Here is an 18,180-nt window from a genome sequence, read left to right as displayed (position 1 = left end):
ATTACCTGAGCCGTTAATTCTAATATTTTTATTAAACATTAATTAGAAATCCCTCTTTAGAAGAACAGGGTCAGCTAATAAGAAATTATTAATATCGATGTAAGAATGTCTCCCTGTATAACGTACAATTGGATATTAAAGCAGATATATGGAAAAGGAGAGGAAAATATATGCAAAGGGTAAAATATTTATTATTGATTTTAACCTGCTTTTTACTGGCAGGATGCTTCGATGACAGTTCAGTTTCAAAACCGAATATTACGCAAAATCAAAAAACCCACCGAGAGGCCAGGCTATTTGATGCCGTACTTAAAGACAAGTTTGTTACCCTTCCCGCTTCCGTACATCATGGTCCTGACCATCTGGTAGTGGCTGTTTCGCCTGATCACAAAAAGTTCTTTATCATGAAGCCTTCAATAGTTAAGGCTAAGAAAAACGCGGACCGTATTATTAAGGGAGAAGCCCCTGCCCGCATGGGCCTTTATCTCCTGGACAGCACCTTGCAGAAAACAGAGCTGCTTCTGCCTGATGTTCCGCTTATGACCCGGGCAGGATGGAACAACAACGGCACGGTATTAGCTTTATCAGGAGGAAACCGCCTGTTAATCTATGATATGAAACAAAAACGTTTTCTAATGGAAGACGAGTTAAAAAATGAACAGGTTACTGCTTTTGCCTGGTCCCCGGATGGCAAGATCATTTATACCGAACACCCCAACCTGCCCAATGGCAGTATCATAGACCCCGGAGAAGGTAAAATAGTCCATAAATATGAGAACCAGGCGGAATTATATTATAAAGGGAAGATTAATGATAAGTACTTTTACGCTACCTATATCAAAAACCCCAGTGAAACAGAACTTAAAAAACATGGTATGCCATCTCCCCAGACCGTCATTACCGACACCCAGGGCAAAATAATCAAAACCGTTTATGAGGGGCGTTTTCGCGATGCTTATGGGCGTTCGGTCCTGAATGTAGGTGAGAACCGTTTCGGCCTGTATTATATCCCGGACAATATGAGGCCTCAAACCATTAAACTCAGTGATGAATACATCTATGATGCCCGTTTCATATATGATGGCAGTATCGCCTATATCATCAAAGGGGAAGACCCTGAAGCAAACGACTTCTATTTGTACCTGACCAATAAAAAAGGCCAAACCACCAGGAAGATGCTGGTAACCGGCACAGCCCTGGCCCTGTCTCCGGACGGCACATCCCTGGCAACGATGGGTGGGGACAACGAAGAAATAAATCTGGTTGATAAAACTATGAAGAAACCTGTTTTATCCGGCAAAGAGGAACACGAAGATATTATAGCTTTTTTGCGGGGAGCAGTGGACTGCTGCTGTAAATTCGAAATGACCGGACAAGGGGATTATAAATTACTGGAAAAATACTTTATTAACACCCATAATCCTGAACAGAGCGCCCTTTTTGACATGCAGACCCGGTTTAAAGAGCGGGATTATAAACCTTTTGCCCGCAGCTACGCGGTCAATATTCAACTGCATGAACTAAAAGTTTACGGCGACCGGGCCAGCGCCAACCTGGGCTTCTCCAGTTTAAACTCCCAGGGCAGCGGCGGCGGAGACGGATGGGCGGCTGAACTGGTTAAGAAGAATGACAAATGGTTTATAACCGGGTTGAGTACCTTTCCTGGTTCAACTCAGGCCCAGGATACCCGGACCTTTATTGAAAAACTGCTCCGGCAAGCGATATCAGCCAACATCCCCGGACTGGAATCTCTATACGGACAACAAGCCAGTGTGGGACAGGTTCAATTCTGGGCCTTAAGCGAACCCCACCCGGCATACACAATTAATTCGGCCAATTACTGCAAAGCATATATAAAGGTAAAAAGCAACGGACAGGAGAAATTATTCAAGCTGGTGCTTAAAAAAAGCAACAACAGCTGGCAGGTTGAGAGTCTCCGCAGTGATAGATTGGGATCTTTATACTAAATAAATTCAGTCAATCAGCCGTCGTTTTATTCCCCTTACGGCCAGCCAACCGGTAATCAGGGTAAAGATTACACTGTAGAGCAGATCAAACCACAGGTATGACCCCAATTGCCCTGGAACACAGAAAGCCCGCGCCATGCGCACCACATGAGTAAGGGGAATAACTTCGGCAGCCATTTGCCAAATTTCGGGCAGGTTTTTTAACGGGAAGACCGCCCCGGAAAAAAAGAACATGGGGGATAAGATACCGGTAAAGAAGAAATTGAAGTGATTGATATTTTTTACGAAAGAAGTAATCCACATAGATACCGTGCCAAACATTATCCCGCATAAAAATCCTACCAGTACGGCCACAATGCTTAATGGATAGGTAATTATCCCGAACAGCCAGGTTATTATCAAGACCGCCAGGGCAAAAAACCCTCCCTTGGTACCGGCAAAAAGGATTTCCCCGGCAATCAGGTCATGGGGTGATAGAGGCGCTCCCAGCATGCCGTCATAAACATGGTCAAATTCAAGGCGGATAAAAGTTCCATAGGTGCATTCAAAGGCGGCCGTATACATGGAACTGGTTACAATAATACCACTGGCTAAGAACAGGATGTAGTTCATATTTCCCATGGTTTTTATATACGGCGCAAAACCAATGCCCAAACCGGCCAGAAGGATCAAGGGCTCCAAAAAAGGCGGGAATGCATTGCTTAGAAAATCCGAGTTATAAACACGTTCATGACGGCGCCAAACGCTTATAATTCTATTAATCATTGCAGGTACATTATGTTCGTTATTGCAGTTCATTTAAGCTCCTCCCGGTTGCTTTCAGGAACAGGTCTTCCAGATTGGCCTGCCGAATATGATAATCACTGATAGATGACGTTTGGGCAAATTTTTTCAGCCTGTCTGGTTCGTTGCTGTAAACAAACAGGGTATCCTGGTAAATCTCATATCGGATTCCGGTTTGGACATCATGCGTGAATCGGTTTATGTCCTGTCCCAGGCCATATATTTCCATAACATAAGACTCCAGACCCTCTTGCAGCAGTTTACGGGGATTACCTTCCATAACTTTGCAGCCTTTATCCATAATAATAATGCGGTCACAGATTTGAAAAGCTTCCTCCATGTAGTGGGTAGTTAACAGCACTGTAACCCCCATTTCCTTTAACTCGCGAATCTTATTCCATATGAGGTGTCTCACCTGGGGATCAAGGCCGGTGGTGGGTTCATCTAAAATCAACAGCCTGGGATTGTTCAACAAAGCCCGGGCTATAGTCAAACGCCTCTGCATGCCCCCCGACAACTCGTGAATTTTTACCCGGGCTTTATCTCGCAGTTCCATAAATTCAAGCAATTCGGTTATTCTAACCCGGGCTTGCTTTACCCCCAGGCCGTAAAAACGAGCATATATTAAAAGGTTGTCACTCACGTTCAATTGCGTGTCCAGGTTGTCCTGCTGGGGGACAACTCCCGAAAAGGCTTTAATCGTCAGATCATCACGACCTGGACGATACCCAAAAACATTAATAATGGTTTTTTGTCATCATCAGCAGCGGCTTTTCCATAAATGATTTTCATAGTAGTAGTTTTACCGGCTCCGTTAGGGCCCAGAAGTCCGAAGCATTCGCCTGACTCCACCTGAAAATCCAGGTTGTTCACTGCTTTGATGTTTCCATATGACTTGTTAAGGTTTCTAATAATGATTGCTGGTTCACTCATCTTTTTCCTCCGCTGATACCCGGTTTATTGATTTTACACCATTTACAGAGCCTTCTCAGAAAAGTCTTATTTTTTTCTCAGCCTATTCTCAGCATTAAAAGATATATTAAGTATACATCTTTATATAAATCTTTGAGTCAGGCAGTTTTACTGCCGGGCCTTTAGGGCAGCGACATGGACGTGGGACTTCGCAAGAAGTCCCTTTTTTTAATGAAAACTAACGTTATTTGTCCATACTAAATAGGGAGGTTTCAAACATGAAATATCTAGTAAATAAAATAGCCCCTGATGAAAAAAGTAAAATAGCTTTACTGTCTATAGTGTCTAATACGACTCTGGTGGCCTTAAAACTGGCGGCTGGGATAGTAACCGGTTCAGTCAGTATTGTATCGGAAGCTATTCACTCCGGACTTGATCTCCTGGCAGCCATAATAGCCTTTGTTTCAGTCAGGGTTTCAGGACGACCTCCCGACCAAAAACACCAGTATGGACATGGCAAGTTTGAAAACCTTTCCGGTACCATAGAAGCCATTCTAATATTTATAGCTGCGGTCTGGATTATTATAGAAGCTTATGACAAGCTTATTAATAAAGCCAAAGTGGAAACACTGGCCTTGGGTATTATTGTTATGGGTGTTTCGGCCCTGGTTAATACAATAATTTCAGCTATATTAATGAAAACCGCCAAAAAGACCCGATCTGTGGCCCTGGAGGCTGACGCTATGCACCTGCGTACAGATGTATATACTTCTGTGGGTGTTTTAGCAGGGTTAGCCGCAATCCAGTTAACCGGCATACAGATATTAGACCCGATAATCGCTATCGGGGTGGCCGTACTAATTATCAAAGCAGCTTATGACCTGACTGCCAAAGCATTTCGCCCGTTGTTGGACATTGCCGTCGGAAAGGATGAAGCAGGCATAATAAACGAAGTACTGCAGAGTATGGTCGAAACTAATCTTCTGGGTTACCATAAGTTAAGAACCAGACAATCGGGACCCGAACGTCACCTGGATATGCATCTTGTAGTCCCGCGTGATATGACTGTAAAAGAAGCGCATGATTTGGCTCACCGGGTAGAAGATCAATTAAAAACACGGCTCCCGCATAGTATTATCCTGATTCATACTGAACCTTGCGTTGACAGTGACTGTTCAGTCTGCAGAGGTTGCGAAAAAAAACAATTCTCAAATCAGGACGACAATTGAGGTGATTTGCCTTTGTCTATGGTCAAAAAAGTATTGCTGGTGGATGATGATCCATCTATCTTGGATTTTATTTCCCTCGGGCTGCGTTACGAAGGTTTTGAGGTTTTAATAGCTAAAAACGGTTCGGAAGCCCTCGAATTAAGTTGCCAGAACAAGCCGGATCTGGCGGTGCTTGATTGGATGCTGCCTGATTTGCCAGGAACAGAGGTATGCAGGCAGCTTCGCGCCGACAGCGATATTTATATTATCATGTTGACCGCCAAGGATGATATTCCTGACAGGGTAGAGGGTTTAAAGGCAGGCGCAGATGACTACCTGGTTAAACCTTTTCACCTTGATGAACTGCTGGCCCGTATCGAGGCCGGGTTAAGAAGACAAAACAAACAAAACGTCAGCAATCTGGTCAGTTTTTTATCCCTCACCATCAACCGGGATACCTATGAGGTAAGCCGTGGCCATAAACGTATTGTTCTTACACCTACGGAATTCAAGTTGTTATTGTTATTTGCTGAACACCCGCGCCAGGTTTTCTCCAAAGATATCATTCTGGATAAGGTGTGGGGATACGATTATACCGGTGATACCAACATTGTTGAAGTTTACATTGGTTATCTGCGTAAAAAACTTGGCAAGCCTCCACTTATCTATACAGTCAGAGGTATAGGCTATGTTCTCGATTCACCAGCCAGGCGGTATTAAAATTAACTTCTGCTCCAGTCTGCAAGGCAAATTATGCCTGGCTATTACCAGCGCAGTGGCTATTTTGATAATAGGCTATGCTTTGCTCGCGTACAACGAACTAAAAAGCGATCTTTTCAATACCGCGCAAGAAACCCTGGAAGCCCAGGTCCTGCCGCCGGTTCATCACTCAAAAATAGAACAGGCCGCAAACAAACAAGAATTACAACAGCGAGCCTTTTTGTTAACCTCTACTCTCTCCCTGCATGGGGTAAATTGCGTTGTGTACGACAGCCAGGGCAGATTGTTGTCAACGTTCAGCGACAATAAACCCGCTTGGAAACCACAATACAGGGTTCAACAAAATTCCTTTCAAATTGAAAATGGCCAAATAAATCAGCCTTTGCAACTGGTCTATATTATTCCCTTAAAAAACCCCGAAGATTATAACTCAGGTTATATTGTAGCCTGGAGTTCTCTGGGGCATGTAATAAAATCCCTGCAAACTGAAGGTATATTTCTGTTGGCAGGGGGTTTGCTGGTGCTTTTCCTCACATTTTTCCTGATATATATTCTCACCGCAGTAATACTTAATCCTTTGAATAATCTGGTTAATACCTCCCGCGCTGTGGCCGCCAATGATCTCACCGCCCGCGCTCCGGTTACAAATACTCATGATGAACTTGCGTATCTTACCGCAGTTTTCAACCAGATGCTCGAAGGCCTGCAGGATTCATTTGATGCGCGAGAACAAGCCTTGAATCTGGTCAGAAAAAATGTTGCTGACATATCTCATGAACTGCGTTCACCCCTTACGTCCATCAACGGTTATATAGATGTATTACGCCGCGGCGCCGTAACAGAACCCATAGAACAAGAACGGGTTTATTCTTCGATTAAGCGTGAAATCTCTCGTCTCAGCCGCCTGCTTGACAACCTGTTGACCTTGGCGCGCCTCGATTCAAGACTCTCATGCGAAAAATATCCAGTTGATATAGCCGACCTGATCAAAGAATCCGCCCGGCGTGCAGAACTGTTAGATCCGGAACGAAAGATTAAAGTTGAAATCGAAAAGGATTGCATAATTCAGGGTGAAGGTGAACGGCTGCAGCAGATGATGAATAACCTGGTGGATAACGCTCTATATCATAGCGGCAGAGAAGCTGCCATTACTCTGGGATGTAAACGGGATGGAAACCAAATAAGGATATGGGTCAAAGACAATGGCAAAGGTATAAACGAGCAGGAACTGCCATTCGTTTTCGAGCGCTTCTGGCGCTCTCCCTCCAGCAGTTCCACCCGGGGCAGCGGCCTGGGACTCTCTATTGTTAAGGCTGTAGTGGAAAACCATGGAGGACAGATAGAGGTTCAAAGCACATTGAACAAGGGAACCAATTTCATAATTACCATTCCCGCACACAATTATAATTTTTAAAGAGTGTTTTAGTTAAATGACAATAATAACTCAGCTTACGCCTGATCAGACAAAGAACTCCCCTGTTCAAGAGGAGTTCTCGTTATATTTATAGTTTTTAAACAGGTTACATGTTGCTGATAAGCGCATCAGCAAAAGCGGAACACTTTACTTCCGTCGCGCCTTCCATCAGGCGGGCAAAGTCATATGTGACCACTTTGCCGGCGATAGTCTTTTCCATAGCCGCTATTATTAAATCAGCCGCTTCGTTCCAGTTAAGATGCCTGAGCATCATTTCTCCAGACAGGATTACCGAAGAAGGATTTACCTTATCCAGCCCGGCGTATTTGGGAGCGGTGCCATGAGTGGCTTCGAAAACCGCGTGTCCGGTAACATAGTTTATATTTGCTCCGGGAGCGATACCGATTCCGCCTACCTGAGCCGCCAGGGCGTCGGAGGCATAGTCCCCGTTCAGATTTAAAGTGGCCACTACGTCAAATTCATCCGGACGGGTCAATATCTGCTGCAGGAAGATGTCGGCGATCGCATCCTTAATCAGGATTTTGCCGGAATCCAGTGCCGCTTTCTGGGCCTCATCTGCGGCTTTACTGCCCTTTTCATCTTTTATGCGGTCATACTGGTCCCAGGTAAATACCTTATCTGCATATTCAGTTTCCGCCAGTTCATAACCCCAGTTGCGGAAAGCCCCTTCCGTATACTTCATGATATTGCCTTTATGGACAATGGTTACACTTTTACGGCCATACTTGATAGCATAATCTAACGCAGCTCTTACCAACGCTTTGTGCCCTCACTGGAAACAGGTTTGATGCCGATTCCCGAAGTCTGAGGAAAGCGGATTTTTTTCACTCCCATTTCTTCTTGCAGGAACTTAATCAGTTTCTCAGCTTCGGGCGTTTGGCTCTCGTATTCTATACCCGCGTATATATCCTCGGTATTTTCGCGAAAAATGACCATATCCACCAGTTCCGGACGTTTCACCGGCGAAGGTACCCCGGGAAAATACCTGACCGGTCTCAAGCAGGTATAGAGGTCTAATCCCTGCCTTAAGGCCACATTTAGAGAGCGTATACCCCCGCCTATAGGAGTAGTTAAAGGTCCCTTGATGGCTATTATATATTCGCGGATAATATCCAAAGTCTCCTGCGGAAGCCATTCACCGGTTTTTTTAAATGCCTTCTCCCCGGCCAGGACTTCCTTCCACACGATAGACCTTTTACCGTTATAGGCTTTTTCAACGGCGGCCTCCAGAACCCGTGATGCCGCCCTCCAGATATCAGGGCCGGTGCCATCCCCTTCAATAAAAGGTATGACCGGATGGTCAGGAACCTGCAAAACTCCATTTGTTACGGTGATCTTTTCTCCCTGTGCCAAAATTATTTCTCCTCCTTCATAAAGTTTAAGGTTAAAGGCAAAATCATCCTGTACAATTATACAAGTGATATTTTTCACTATAACAATAACGCATAACTGAAGCAAGCAATTTGCTAAAACCGCGTTTCCGAGAACAGATTCGCCCTCCGCACGATCAGCGTTAGGGGTACTTTTATCTTAATTCCTCTTACTTAATCGTTTACGCCGCACCGGAACATCCGAGCGGCATAATCCGGTTCTTTCCAGGTTAAGAAGATCCGGTTTTCGCCAGTTAACTCCAGGCGGGCTTTGCCATCTGCAAACGCAAACCCGTTCTGGTACAGAACCGGTTCAGGCCTGTTGGGAAGCCAGGATGTCTCACTCAATTGCCCGCCGGCCGCCTGGGTAAGCATTTTTATTATACTGCGGTTATCAGGGACACTGGCAGGCTTAACCTGCTTAAATTCATTTAACTCGCCCCCGGCGCGATATAGTGTCCGGATAATTCGAGCGGAATCCGAGTGGGAATAACTATATCGGACAAACGGGCCGTATCATGCATATAGGCGGTTAAAACCACTTTCGTTTTCACCCTGGAAAATATATCTGGAGTTATTATTCCGGCACCCACAGGATCTTCGTCAGCTATTACCAGAATATTGATACGTCCCTCTTCCATAGCTGTTAAAATATCGCGGCGGCGGCTGTCAAAACCAGCCATGACAGTTCCTGCGGCATTGCCGCCTGCGGTTACCACAATAATACCCTGGTGCAAAGCCGCGATATGTCCGCAGATTACAGCTGTCATTGTCATAATCTGCACTGCGGTAGCGCTGGTCTCGTATCCGTCAATGACTATCATAGCTTTTTGCGCCTGGCTGTAAGCCTGGGCTATCATGCGGGCGTCCTCTCCGTAAGCCAATGCAGCAAGCTGTGATTTGACAGCCTCAAAACCATTGGTTTTGTTATTTATAAAGTCACTATTATACCAGCCCTGGTCAACTATAGCCGCCAAGATTTGCAGCAACCAATTGGTGCTGTTTGTATTCGGAATAGCTTTTATTGCGGCCAGGTCATCCATCAAGGTTTTACCCGGACTGATGACCACCAGCCGGGCTCCCTTGTTTGCGGCCTGGCGCAGCTTCATGGCCGCCACCTGACTGTGGCGGAAAGAACCTAGGACAATAACAAGGTCGCTGGACTCTAACTGGTCAAGGCGGTTGGTAGACAGGCTTTGGCCCAGAACATGAGCTATTCCCGCAGCCGCGTTATAACTGAAACTGCTTAATTTGTCAGCCTGCAAAACATGGTGTGACCAATCGGCCAGAGCTGCGGCATCTTCCAGAGTCCAGGAAGGACTTACCAAAACCGCTGTTTGCGCTCCGGTATCAATACTAGCCTGCTGTGACCGGACAAATTGCTCTACGGCTTCTTTAAGGCTTACCATCTCTAATGTTCCATTTTTACGCAGCATAGCTTGCAGAACCCTATCCTTTTCAGGTCCCTTCCAGCCAAAACGCCCCCGCGCACATAAGAACCCATCTGCTTCTGGAACTGCGCGCACCAGCATATCTCCATAATTCTCAATTATTTGTCCGCAGTTCATAGCGCATTGCGAACATAAAGCAGCCTGTTTATTAAAAACCAGAGGCACCTGCTTTTCTATCGGGCTGCGTTCTGCCAGGGCGCCGGTTGGACAGTTCGCCACGCATTGCCCGCAGGAAATACAAGCGGTTTGCTGCAGGGGCAGGCCAAATTCAGGCTGAACCATAGTCTCAAATCCCCGCCGCACCAATCCTAAAGCGCCCGCACCCACCACCTCGTCACAGGTGCGTATGCACAGACTGCAGAATATGCATTTGCCAGGTTCATTCATAATAAAGGCATGGCCTTTGAAAGCAGCGTCAGGATGTTTGGCGCCCTCCCAGCGTTCAGGCTGCACCTCATATTCCCGCGCATAATGAATAAGTTTGCACTCATAATAATCCAAACAGCCGCATTCCAAACAACGGGAGGCTTCACGCAACGCCTTTGCCTGGTCAAAAACCTGACTTACCGGATAAAAATTACGTCTTCTCACCTGCGGGTCAGCATGGTGTAATTGCTCCCGCGGCTGTCTCTCATAATCCGCAAAATGTTTTGCCTCTAATTTTCTCTGTACCAGGAAAGGTTTATGATGGGAAAGCTCGGCGCCATTCAGGTAAGCATTCATAGCCCGGGCCGCCTGTTGGCCTTGAGCTACAGCCTCAATAGCTATGCCTGGTCCGCTGACGCCATCCCCGCCGGCAAAGACACCCGGCAGGCTGGTCTGATAATTCTTCTCGTCAGCCTCCAGCGTACCCCAGCGGCTTAACTTCAAGTTTTCAAAACCATCGGTATTAACCGTCTGGCCGATAGCGGCAATAATTGTATCTACGGCAAAAAGCTCCTCTTCGCCGGTAGGTTCGGGGCGCCGCCTTCCTGATTTATCCGGTTCACCCAGCCGCATTTTCTGCATGCGTATCCCGGCTGCGCGGCCGTTTTCCGCTATTATTTCCGCGGGCGCCACCAGGAAGTGAAATATTACCCCTTCTTCCATGGCCTCTTCGATTTCCACATCTTCAGCCGGCATCTCCGCGCGGGTACGCCGGTAAAGGACCATTACCTCATCGGCCCCCAGGCGGACAGCTGTACGGGCCGCGTCCATAGCGGTATTTCCTCCGCCGATTACCGCTACCCGCCTGCCTAAGTCAACCGGATGGTTCATAGCCACTTCCCTTAGAAAATCAATGCCCCCGATTACCCCCGGCAAATCCTCTCCGGGACAATCTATTTTCGAAGATATCCAGGCCCCGATGCCCAGAAATATCGCATCATATTGCTGACGCAGTTCATCCAGGCTAATATCCCGGTTTATTCTGGTATTGGTGACGAATTCAACCCCTATTTCCTTTATCATATTTATTTCCCGGTCCAGCAGTTTTTTGGGGAGGCGGTACTCGGGAATCCCATAACGAAGCATTCCGCCCAGTTCTGGCATCGCTTCATACACGGTGACCATATGTCCTTGTCGCGCCAGGAAAAAAGCAGCGGTCAAACCTGCCGGTCCTGAGCCCACCACAGCAGCCTTCTTGCCGGTAAGAGCTTTTACTTCAGGTTTATAGGGGTGTTCGTTATACATATCCTCCAGAGCCGCAAAGGCCTTGAGGTTAGCAATCGCAACAGGTTCTTCCACCAGTCGGCGGCGGCAGGCATCCTCGCAAGGATGAGGACAAACCATGCCGATACTCAAAGGTATGGGATAGCTCTCTTTCAGCAAGGCCACCGCTTCCTTATATTGTCCATTGGCAATAAGGCCTACATACCCCTGACAATCAGTTTCCGCCGGACAGGCCTGTGAACAGGGGGGACGGCAGTCGCCGCTGTGATCTGATAATAATAATTCCAGGGTCATTTTTCTCGACTTTCTTATACGCGCATTATCAGTAACCACAGTCATTCCATCCTGGGCCTCGGTTGCGCAGGCACGTATCAGATTGGGGCTGCCCTGCAGCTGCACCACACAGATGCCGCAGGCCCCGTATGGCTTGAGCCGTTCATTATGACAGAGAGTAGGGATTTTTATGCCATTAGCCTCGGCTATTTGCAATATGGTTTGGCCTTGATGTCCTTTTACTTCTTTTCCGTCTATATTCAGGCAAATCATTATTTCACCCACCTCTCCCTCTATTCCACACTGACCGCGGCAAATTTAACCGGACAGACTTCCAGACAGGTCCCGCATTTAATGCACTTTTCCTGATCGATCACATAGGGTTTTTTCTTTTCCCCGCTGATGCAGTCCACCGGGCACTTCTTGGCGCAAATGCCGCAGGATTTACATTTCACAGCATCTATCTGGTATTTAATCAGGTGTTTGCATTGTTTGGCCGGACAGCGTTTTTCTTCAATATGCGCCCGGTATTCATCCCGGAAATATTGGATAGTCGTCAAAACCGGATTGGGCGCCCCCTGCCCCAGGCCGCATAATGATCCGTCTCTGATTTCGCCGGCCAGTTCTTCCAGCAGCTCCAGGTCGCCTTCCCGACCCTCTCCCGCACAGATGCGTTCCAAAAGCTCCAGCATGCGTTTGGTGCCTATGCGGCATTGCACGCATTTGCCGCAGGATTCTTTCTGCGTAAAATCTAAAAAGTAACGGGCCATATTCACCATGCAGGTAGTCTCATCCACAACGATCATGCCCCCGGAACCCATAATAGCTCCGGTAGCTTTAATAGAGCGGTAGTCGACCGGCGTATCCAGAAGGCTTGCCGGGATGCATCCGCCTGAAGGCCCCCCCAATTGTACAGCTTTGAATTGTCTATCCTCTTTAATACCGCCGCCAATTTTGAAAATAACATCACGCAGAGTTATTCCCATCGGCACCTCGACAAGTCCTCCCCGCTTTATCTTTCCGGCCAGAGCAAAGACCTTGGTACCTTTGCTGTCCTCGGTTCCAATAGCCGCGAAAGCAGCACCGCCCCGATCAATTATCCAGGGAACATTAGCGAAGGTTTCCACATTATTAATGTTAGTGGGACGATCCCAATAACCCTTCTGTGAAGGATACGGCGGTTTCAGGCGCGGCATGCCTCTTTCCCCTTCCAGTGAAGCAATCAATGCGGTTTCCTCACCGCAGACAAAAGCTCCCGCGCCCTGTTTGATTTTGATATCAAAACTAAAAGTGCTGTCTAAAATATGGCTGCCCAGAAATCCTTTTTCCCTGGCCTGGCTAATGGCTATCTGCAATCGTTTTATAGCCAGCGGGTATTCCGCCCGGCAGTAGATTACCCCGGTATCCGCCCCTATCACATATGCAGCGATAGCCATGCCCTCCAGCAGAGAATGGGGGTCGCTCTCCAGGAGACTGCGGTCCATAAACGCCCCGGGATCGCCCTCGTCAGCATTGCAGACCAGGTATTTATGAGTCCCTTTTTCCTGGCGGGTAGAGTTCCATTTGAACCAGGTAGGAAAGCCCGCTCCACCTCGGCCTCGTAATCCTGAGATTTTTATTTCATCGATTACTTCTTCTGGTGACATCAACTTAATCGCTTTTTCCAGCGCTTTATAACCGCCCCGGGCAATATAGTCGTCTATAGCTTCCGGGTTAATTATTCCGCAGTTGCGCAGAGCTACCCTTAGCTGGGCGGTCAAAAAATCATGGGCCGTCTCGCTGCTGGCTGCCAGGTATTTAACAAGCGGGCCGCGTCCTTGCAGGTGGCTGGCCATTATTTCCTGCGCTTTTTCCGCATTAACATTACCATAGGTATAACTTCTGCCGTCATCCTCAACCACATCCATCAACGGTTCCTGGTGGCACATGCCCACGCACCCGGTAGGAACAGTTTCAAATGAAATATCCCATTTCCCTATTTCGTTCTGAACCGCATCCCAAACCGGCAATGCCCCGGCGGCTATACCGCAGCTGCCCATTCCTACAACAATCCTCATGAGGCTTCACCTTCCTTTGCGGCCTGCCTCTCGCGGGCATTGATATCACGCACTATCTTGCGAGCACTATCAGGCGTTAGGGTCCGTAGGCCTGTCCATTAATCATCATCACCGGCGCCAGGCTGCAGCAGCCTAAACAAGCCGCAGTCTCCAGTGTGAAAATACCATCGGGAGTGGTTTCCCCCTTGTGGATTTTGAGTTCCTCAACCAGAGCCGTTTCGATTCTTTCTGCTCCATTCACATGACAGGCGGTACCTTCACAAAGCAGGATGAGATGCTTACCTACCGGAGTCAAACGAAACTGGGTGTAAAACGTAGCCGCTCCATAAACCCTGGCCGGTTGAATTTTTAATTCCCCGGCAATATAGTCCAGCGCAGCCAGGGGCAAATATCCATAAACACCCTGAGTTTCCTGTAAAATTGTTATCAAGCTGCCTTTTTCATTCCGGTAGCGTTCAATTATCCCTTCTATTAACTGCAGGTTAACCTCCCCGGCAGGGAAACGTTCCTTTACACAGTTTTGCTCCTGGCAGCAGCAGTTCACATAAATCACGTCCTTTCCTGGTTGGCGGCAGATTATATCATCAAACAGCCCTAAAAATTCTGATTTAGCCAACATCAAACTCAGTTTCTATATTAACTGAAACCAGGTTGTAATCAAACCTTTATGGGTAAATAATATTGTATGCACGTTATAATATCCGGTAATAAGAACCAGGGGTAAACTGCCCCTGGTTCTTATACATGTTGTTTCCTTTTTTTCAGGGTTTTATTTGCAATCAAAACTGCAATCCAGACATTTCTTAATACAGTCATCGGGTAAGGGGAAAGCAATACCGGCAGGGTCGAGTTTAATGGCCCATTTGAGCTGTTCCATCTCTGTTTCGCCAAGATGCAGAGTGAATTTGGGCGCTACTCCGCAAGCCTTTTGTAAACTCTTTATATCATTTATGGTTTCTTGTAAGATTTCTTCATTATTTTTTCCTGCGGTAGAAAGGCCAAACGCATGAGCCATATCATGAATTTTAGGCAGGTAATATTGGGGCAGGTTTTCCATCAATACCGGCACCAGTACCGCATTGGCATTGCCGTGCGAGATACGGAACTGCCCCCCGACGGCATGGGCGACATTGTGGATCGGATAGATAAACCCGCTCATAGCAAAGGACATGATAGATATATTACTGGCTATAAGCATATTGGTGCGGGCCTCCAAGTCTTTGCCGTTCTCCACTGCCCGGGGCAAATAGCGTTTAATAAGGCGCATCGCCTGCAAAGCCAGGGCGTCGATCATAGGATTGGCTCCTGGAGAGGTATATCCTTCAATAGCATGGGAAAGAGCGTCAAAACCTGTATCAGCAGTAATAGATGCGGGAAGCCCCACAGTCAAATCCGGATCTAATAGAGCATAATCAGGTACAATATAGGGATGCAGCATATCCCCTTTTACCTTTTGTTCTTCGTTATAAATAACTGCGATAGGCGATACTTCCGAACCGGTTCCAGCCGTAGTTGGTATAGAAATATGGGGGATGCCCAGCGGTTTACCCAGAGGTCTTAAATAAGGGCCGATATTTCCCGGCATAATTTCGCGGATATCAGTTACCCCCATTCCCAGCATGGCCTTAACACCTTTAGCCGCATCCATTACACTGCCACCGCCGACGGTAAGCATTCCGTCAATAGCCTTCTCCCGACACCAGGCAGCACAGTGATTAATATTGCCCATGGCCGCATCGGGTTGTATTTCATCATAGATTCCAACCAGGCGGGTGCCGCCCTGAACATCAAATATCCCTTTAACAAGTTCTACTATACCCGCTTCAACCAGGCCTTTGTCAGTGATCATACCCACACGTTTACAGCCCATTTCCATAAAGCGCTGGGCCACAAAAGTCCGGCAGCCCGAACCGCATTCTACCAGGGTGTGAAAATCCCACATAAAGTATTTTGGCGTCATAATCAAAAACCTCCCCTTCTATGCATTGTTTAACCCAATAAGCAGGTTGACCAGTTTATCATCCGCGTCCGGAGTCAAGTCCTGGCAGATATGTTTAACTTCGCTATAAGCCATCAAAGCGTGATAACAATTTTCCCGGCCGTAGCCGCTCTCCTTGTAACCGCCAAAAGGCACATCCGGTCGCAGAATATGATAGGTATTGATCCAAACCGTACCGGTACGCATCCTGGCCGCCACTTTTTGCGCACGGGTGGTATTGGTGCTGCAGACTCCTCCGCCCAGGCCGTAGCTGCTATCGTTGGCAATGGCTATAGCTTCCTCTTCATCTCCGTCATAAGGAATTACGCAGAGCACAGGACCGAAAATTTCTTCCCTCGCCTGCTTCATCTGATTATTACAATTTGTAAAAATGGTAGGTTCGAAGAAGAATCCTTTTGCACAGTCGCCGCTCTCATAACGCTTTCCGCCGCAAGCCAGCGTAGCTCCTTCTTTAAGACCTATATCCACATATTCCATAATGGTTTTTAACTGATCCATACTGGCAATAGGGCCGATATCCGTAGTCATATCCATCTGATCGCCTATCTTCATCTTCTTTATCTTTTTAATCATCCGCGCCACCAGATCATCCTGCATGGCCCGCGGCACTATCAAACGGGTGCCGGATTCACACACCTGTCCGGAGTGCATAAGAAAAGCGAACAAACCCATATTAGCCGCCACATCCAGATCAGCATCATCCAATACTATTACCGCGGATTTGCCGCCCAGTTCAAGGGTTACGCGCTTAATTCCGTCTGCGGCCACTCGCGCCACGCCCCGGCCAACCTCGGTTGAACCCGTAAAAGCTATTTTATCAACCTCGGGATGAGCGGCCAGGTAACTGCCCATTGATGAACCGGGGCCGGTAATAACATTAAATACTCCCGCGGGCAGACCGGCATCGTATAATATTCTGGCCAGTTCCAGGGTAGTAATCGGAGTAATACTGGCTGGTTTTATGACGATACTGTTGCCCATGGCCAGGGCCGGGGCAAATTTATATGCGGCCAAAATCATGGGGAAGTTCCAGGGGGTAATACCCGCGCAGACCCCAATTGGTTCACGTTTAAAATAGGAATGCATGGGGGCAATTACCGGGGGGCAAATAGCATGCTCTACTTCCGGCATCTCGCGCAGAATAGCTGCCGACATTATAAGAGAACCCGCTACTGAAGCTATATCAACCGTACTGCTGCGTTTGATGGTTGCGCCTGAAGTCAATGATTCCAGATAGGCCAGGCGATCCTTCTGGGCCAGAATCATAATTGCGGCAGTGGTTAAAACCTGGGCTCTCTCCTCAATCGATTTGCTGCGCCAAATTCCCGAATTAAAGCTGCTCCGCGCAGATTGCAGAGCCCGGTCAACATCTGCGGCATTGCCTCTGGGGACTGTGGCAACCACTTCCCCGTTGCCGGGATTGATTACCTCCATTCTCTCTCCCGAAGTTCCGGGAATCCACTGGCCGTCAATAAACATCTGGTATTCCATTATTTCTGCCATTCATGATTCCTCCTATTTTATAAAATATTAGTCAGCCGGTTGACCGCCTGACATTGAGCAAAAAGTTTTTCCGTTTTAGCGAGCCAGGAACCGAATAATATCATCCAACGGTATCTCCTCCCCCCCACTATTCGCTGGATAATCAAACCGTCAATAATAGCTACCACTAAAAATGACAAGGCCCTGGCCTGATCCTGATTAATATCCATGGAGCCTGCCAAATTATATAATTCGTTATAAACCAGGGTTCTCCATTCCTGATAGGTTTCCTGAAAACGTGAGCGCAGGTGTTCATTGTTTAATACTGCTTCCTGCAGGAGATAGAGATGAAGTTTGGTACGGGTTTCAGCCTGGAGCATAGCCCCCACCACAGCTTTGAGAATGTCGCTGAAACTGCTGATGCCTTTGGTTTTTTCCACCCAGTTAATGAGATTATCAGTAATAGCCGCGAAATGCTGTTGGGTGACGTCATAGATCAGATCATTTTTGGAGGAATAATAATAATAAAGGGTTCCTTTGCTGATTCCGGCCTCGCGGGCAATGTCTGCCAGGCTGGTTTCATTAATCCCCTTTTCCATCATTAAACGGTTAGCCGTTTGTAAAATATGCTGGCGGGAATCAAAATCAGGATTTTCCTGCTTTTGTGTCTTCATAGCAATCTCCTTTTCAGTCAGCCATCCGGCTGACTGAAATCATAGTATCACCATACTCTAATATAGTCAAGGCGTGCCGAGGAACAATCCCCATGACACGCCTGATGGTAATTTCAACAGCATTACTATTCAGGTCGGAGGTTCGCTTTCCTGAGAATTTGCCGATGAATTGCACCTGGGTTGTTTGCATATTCATCAC

At 47.3% G+C, this 18,180-nt stretch carries 15 protein-coding genes and 1 pseudogene; 4 read left to right on the top strand and 12 right to left on the bottom strand.

Annotation, left to right across the window (positions count from 1 at the left end):
• The first annotated feature begins 170 nt into the window (after positions 1-170).
• Positions 171-1,967 (top strand): eIF2A family protein, encoded by a 1,797-nt coding sequence (locus JCM14374_RS09670; RefSeq protein WP_054696619.1) that lies wholly within the window; start codon positions 171-173, stop codon positions 1,965-1,967.
• A 6-nt stretch (positions 1,968-1,973) separates the two neighbouring features.
• On the opposite strand, the gene JCM14374_RS09665 is transcribed toward JCM14374_RS09670, so the two are convergent.
• From JCM14374_RS09665 to JCM14374_RS15320, 3 genes are read right to left on the bottom strand one after another with little or no spacing between them, the layout of a single operon-like run.
• A complete protein-coding gene (locus JCM14374_RS09665) occupies positions 1,974-2,765 on the bottom strand; it encodes an ABC transporter permease (protein ID WP_054696617.1) in 792 nt (263 codons plus the stop codon).
• Complete coding sequence (locus tag JCM14374_RS09660) at positions 2,752-3,450, bottom strand: ATP-binding cassette domain-containing protein (protein ID WP_278279265.1); 699 nt, start codon at positions 3,448-3,450, stop codon at positions 2,752-2,754. The genes JCM14374_RS09665 and JCM14374_RS09660 overlap by 14 nt, the downstream gene beginning before the upstream one ends.
• A 2-nt stretch (positions 3,451-3,452) precedes the next feature.
• Positions 3,453-3,683, bottom strand: coding sequence for an ATP-binding cassette domain-containing protein (locus JCM14374_RS15320; RefSeq protein WP_172674204.1), 231 nt, complete (start codon positions 3,681-3,683; stop codon positions 3,453-3,455).
• A 257-nt stretch (positions 3,684-3,940) separates the two neighbouring features.
• Between JCM14374_RS15320 and JCM14374_RS09655 the strand changes: the two genes are divergently transcribed.
• The 3 genes from JCM14374_RS09655 to JCM14374_RS09645 are packed head-to-tail and all read left to right on the top strand — an operon-like array spanning position 3,941 to position 7,004.
• The gene (locus JCM14374_RS09655; protein ID WP_054696614.1) at positions 3,941-4,891 is read left to right on the top strand and encodes a cation diffusion facilitator family transporter; all 951 of its coding nucleotides are present in this window, start codon (positions 3,941-3,943) and stop codon (positions 4,889-4,891) included.
• Positions 4,892-4,909: 18 nt separating this feature from the next.
• On the top strand, positions 4,910-5,590 hold the full coding sequence (locus tag JCM14374_RS09650) for a response regulator transcription factor (protein ID WP_054696740.1): 681 nt from the start codon (positions 4,910-4,912) through the stop codon (positions 5,588-5,590).
• The gene (locus JCM14374_RS09645; protein ID WP_054696611.1) at positions 5,559-7,004 is read left to right on the top strand and encodes a sensor histidine kinase; all 1,446 of its coding nucleotides are present in this window, start codon (positions 5,559-5,561) and stop codon (positions 7,002-7,004) included. The genes JCM14374_RS09650 and JCM14374_RS09645 overlap by 32 nt, the downstream gene beginning before the upstream one ends.
• A gap of 106 nt (positions 7,005-7,110) precedes the next feature.
• On the opposite strand, the pseudogene icd reads toward JCM14374_RS09645, so the two are convergent.
• From icd to JCM14374_RS13790, 9 genes and pseudogenes are all read right to left on the bottom strand, one after another.
• Positions 7,111-8,456 (bottom strand): annotated as a pseudogene (gene icd, locus JCM14374_RS09640) (NADP-dependent isocitrate dehydrogenase).
• A 113-nt stretch (positions 8,457-8,569) separates the two neighbouring features.
• The gene (locus tag JCM14374_RS13590; RefSeq protein ID WP_157049065.1) at positions 8,570-8,770 is read right to left on the bottom strand and encodes a hypothetical protein; all 201 of its coding nucleotides are present in this window, start codon (positions 8,768-8,770) and stop codon (positions 8,570-8,572) included.
• 56 nt (positions 8,771-8,826) lie between these two features.
• Positions 8,827-12,042 (bottom strand): FAD-dependent oxidoreductase, encoded by a 3,216-nt coding sequence (locus JCM14374_RS09635; RefSeq protein WP_054696608.1) that lies wholly within the window; start codon positions 12,040-12,042, stop codon positions 8,827-8,829.
• 20 nt (positions 12,043-12,062) lie between these two features.
• Positions 12,063-13,826, bottom strand: coding sequence for an NADH-quinone oxidoreductase subunit NuoF (locus JCM14374_RS09630; RefSeq protein WP_054696605.1), 1,764 nt, complete (start codon positions 13,824-13,826; stop codon positions 12,063-12,065).
• Between the two features lie 76 nt (positions 13,827-13,902).
• Positions 13,903-14,445, bottom strand: coding sequence for an NADH-quinone oxidoreductase subunit NuoE (gene nuoE / locus JCM14374_RS09625; RefSeq protein WP_369397344.1), 543 nt, complete (start codon positions 14,443-14,445; stop codon positions 13,903-13,905).
• A gap of 150 nt (positions 14,446-14,595) precedes the next feature.
• The gene (locus JCM14374_RS09620) at positions 14,596-15,786 is read right to left on the bottom strand and encodes an iron-containing alcohol dehydrogenase (protein ID WP_054696601.1); all 1,191 of its coding nucleotides are present in this window, start codon (positions 15,784-15,786) and stop codon (positions 14,596-14,598) included.
• Positions 15,787-15,804: 18 nt separating this feature from the next.
• Positions 15,805-17,328, bottom strand: coding sequence for an aldehyde dehydrogenase family protein (locus JCM14374_RS09615; RefSeq protein WP_054696598.1), 1,524 nt, complete (start codon positions 17,326-17,328; stop codon positions 15,805-15,807).
• A gap of 17 nt (positions 17,329-17,345) precedes the next feature.
• Entirely contained in the window at positions 17,346-17,981 is a 636-nt protein-coding gene (locus JCM14374_RS09610) for a TetR/AcrR family transcriptional regulator (RefSeq protein WP_054696595.1), read from the bottom strand.
• A gap of 13 nt (positions 17,982-17,994) precedes the next feature.
• Positions 17,995-18,180, bottom strand: a 186-nt coding sequence (locus JCM14374_RS13790) for a hypothetical protein (RefSeq protein ID WP_172674203.1), incomplete at its 5' end; no start/stop codon positions are given.

The organism is Syntrophomonas palmitatica JCM 14374 (genome assembly GCF_001311885.1).
In the GTDB taxonomy this organism is placed as follows: domain Bacteria; phylum Bacillota; class Syntrophomonadia; order Syntrophomonadales; family Syntrophomonadaceae; genus Syntrophomonas_A; species Syntrophomonas_A palmitatica.
Note: the sequence above shows the minus strand (reverse complement) of the source record. Positions and strands in the feature narration are given on the sequence as shown.

Excerpts from the sequence above, each read along its gene's own strand:
- JCM14374_RS09670 (WP_054696619.1), top strand. The coding sequence starts at position 171 with ATGCAAAGGGTAAAATATTTATTATTGATTTTAACCTGCTTTTTACTG.
- JCM14374_RS09665 (WP_054696617.1), bottom strand. The coding sequence starts at position 2,765 with ATGAACTGCAATAACGAACATAATGTACCTGCAATGATTAATAGAATT.
- JCM14374_RS15320 (WP_172674204.1), bottom strand. The coding sequence starts at position 3,683 with ATGAGTGAACCAGCAATCATTATTAGAAACCTTAACAAGTCATATGGA.
- JCM14374_RS09655 (WP_054696614.1), top strand. The coding sequence starts at position 3,941 with ATGAAATATCTAGTAAATAAAATAGCCCCTGATGAAAAAAGTAAAATA.
- JCM14374_RS09650 (WP_054696740.1), top strand. The coding sequence starts at position 4,910 with ATGGTCAAAAAAGTATTGCTGGTGGATGATGATCCATCTATCTTGGAT.
- JCM14374_RS09645 (WP_054696611.1), top strand. The coding sequence starts at position 5,559 with ATGTTCTCGATTCACCAGCCAGGCGGTATTAAAATTAACTTCTGCTCC.
- JCM14374_RS13590 (WP_157049065.1), bottom strand. The coding sequence starts at position 8,770 with ATGCTTACCCAGGCGGCCGGCGGGCAATTGAGTGAGACATCCTGGCTT.
- JCM14374_RS09635 (WP_054696608.1), bottom strand. The coding sequence starts at position 12,042 with ATGATTTGCCTGAATATAGACGGAAAAGAAGTAAAAGGACATCAAGGC.
- JCM14374_RS09630 (WP_054696605.1), bottom strand. The coding sequence starts at position 13,826 with ATGAGGATTGTTGTAGGAATGGGCAGCTGCGGTATAGCCGCCGGGGCA.
- nuoE (WP_369397344.1), bottom strand. The coding sequence starts at position 14,445 with ATGTTGGCTAAATCAGAATTTTTAGGGCTGTTTGATGATATAATCTGC.
- JCM14374_RS09620 (WP_054696601.1), bottom strand. The coding sequence starts at position 15,786 with ATGACGCCAAAATACTTTATGTGGGATTTTCACACCCTGGTAGAATGC.
- JCM14374_RS09615 (WP_054696598.1), bottom strand. The coding sequence starts at position 17,328 with ATGGCAGAAATAATGGAATACCAGATGTTTATTGACGGCCAGTGGATT.
- JCM14374_RS09610 (WP_054696595.1), bottom strand. The coding sequence starts at position 17,981 with ATGAAGACACAAAAGCAGGAAAATCCTGATTTTGATTCCCGCCAGCAT.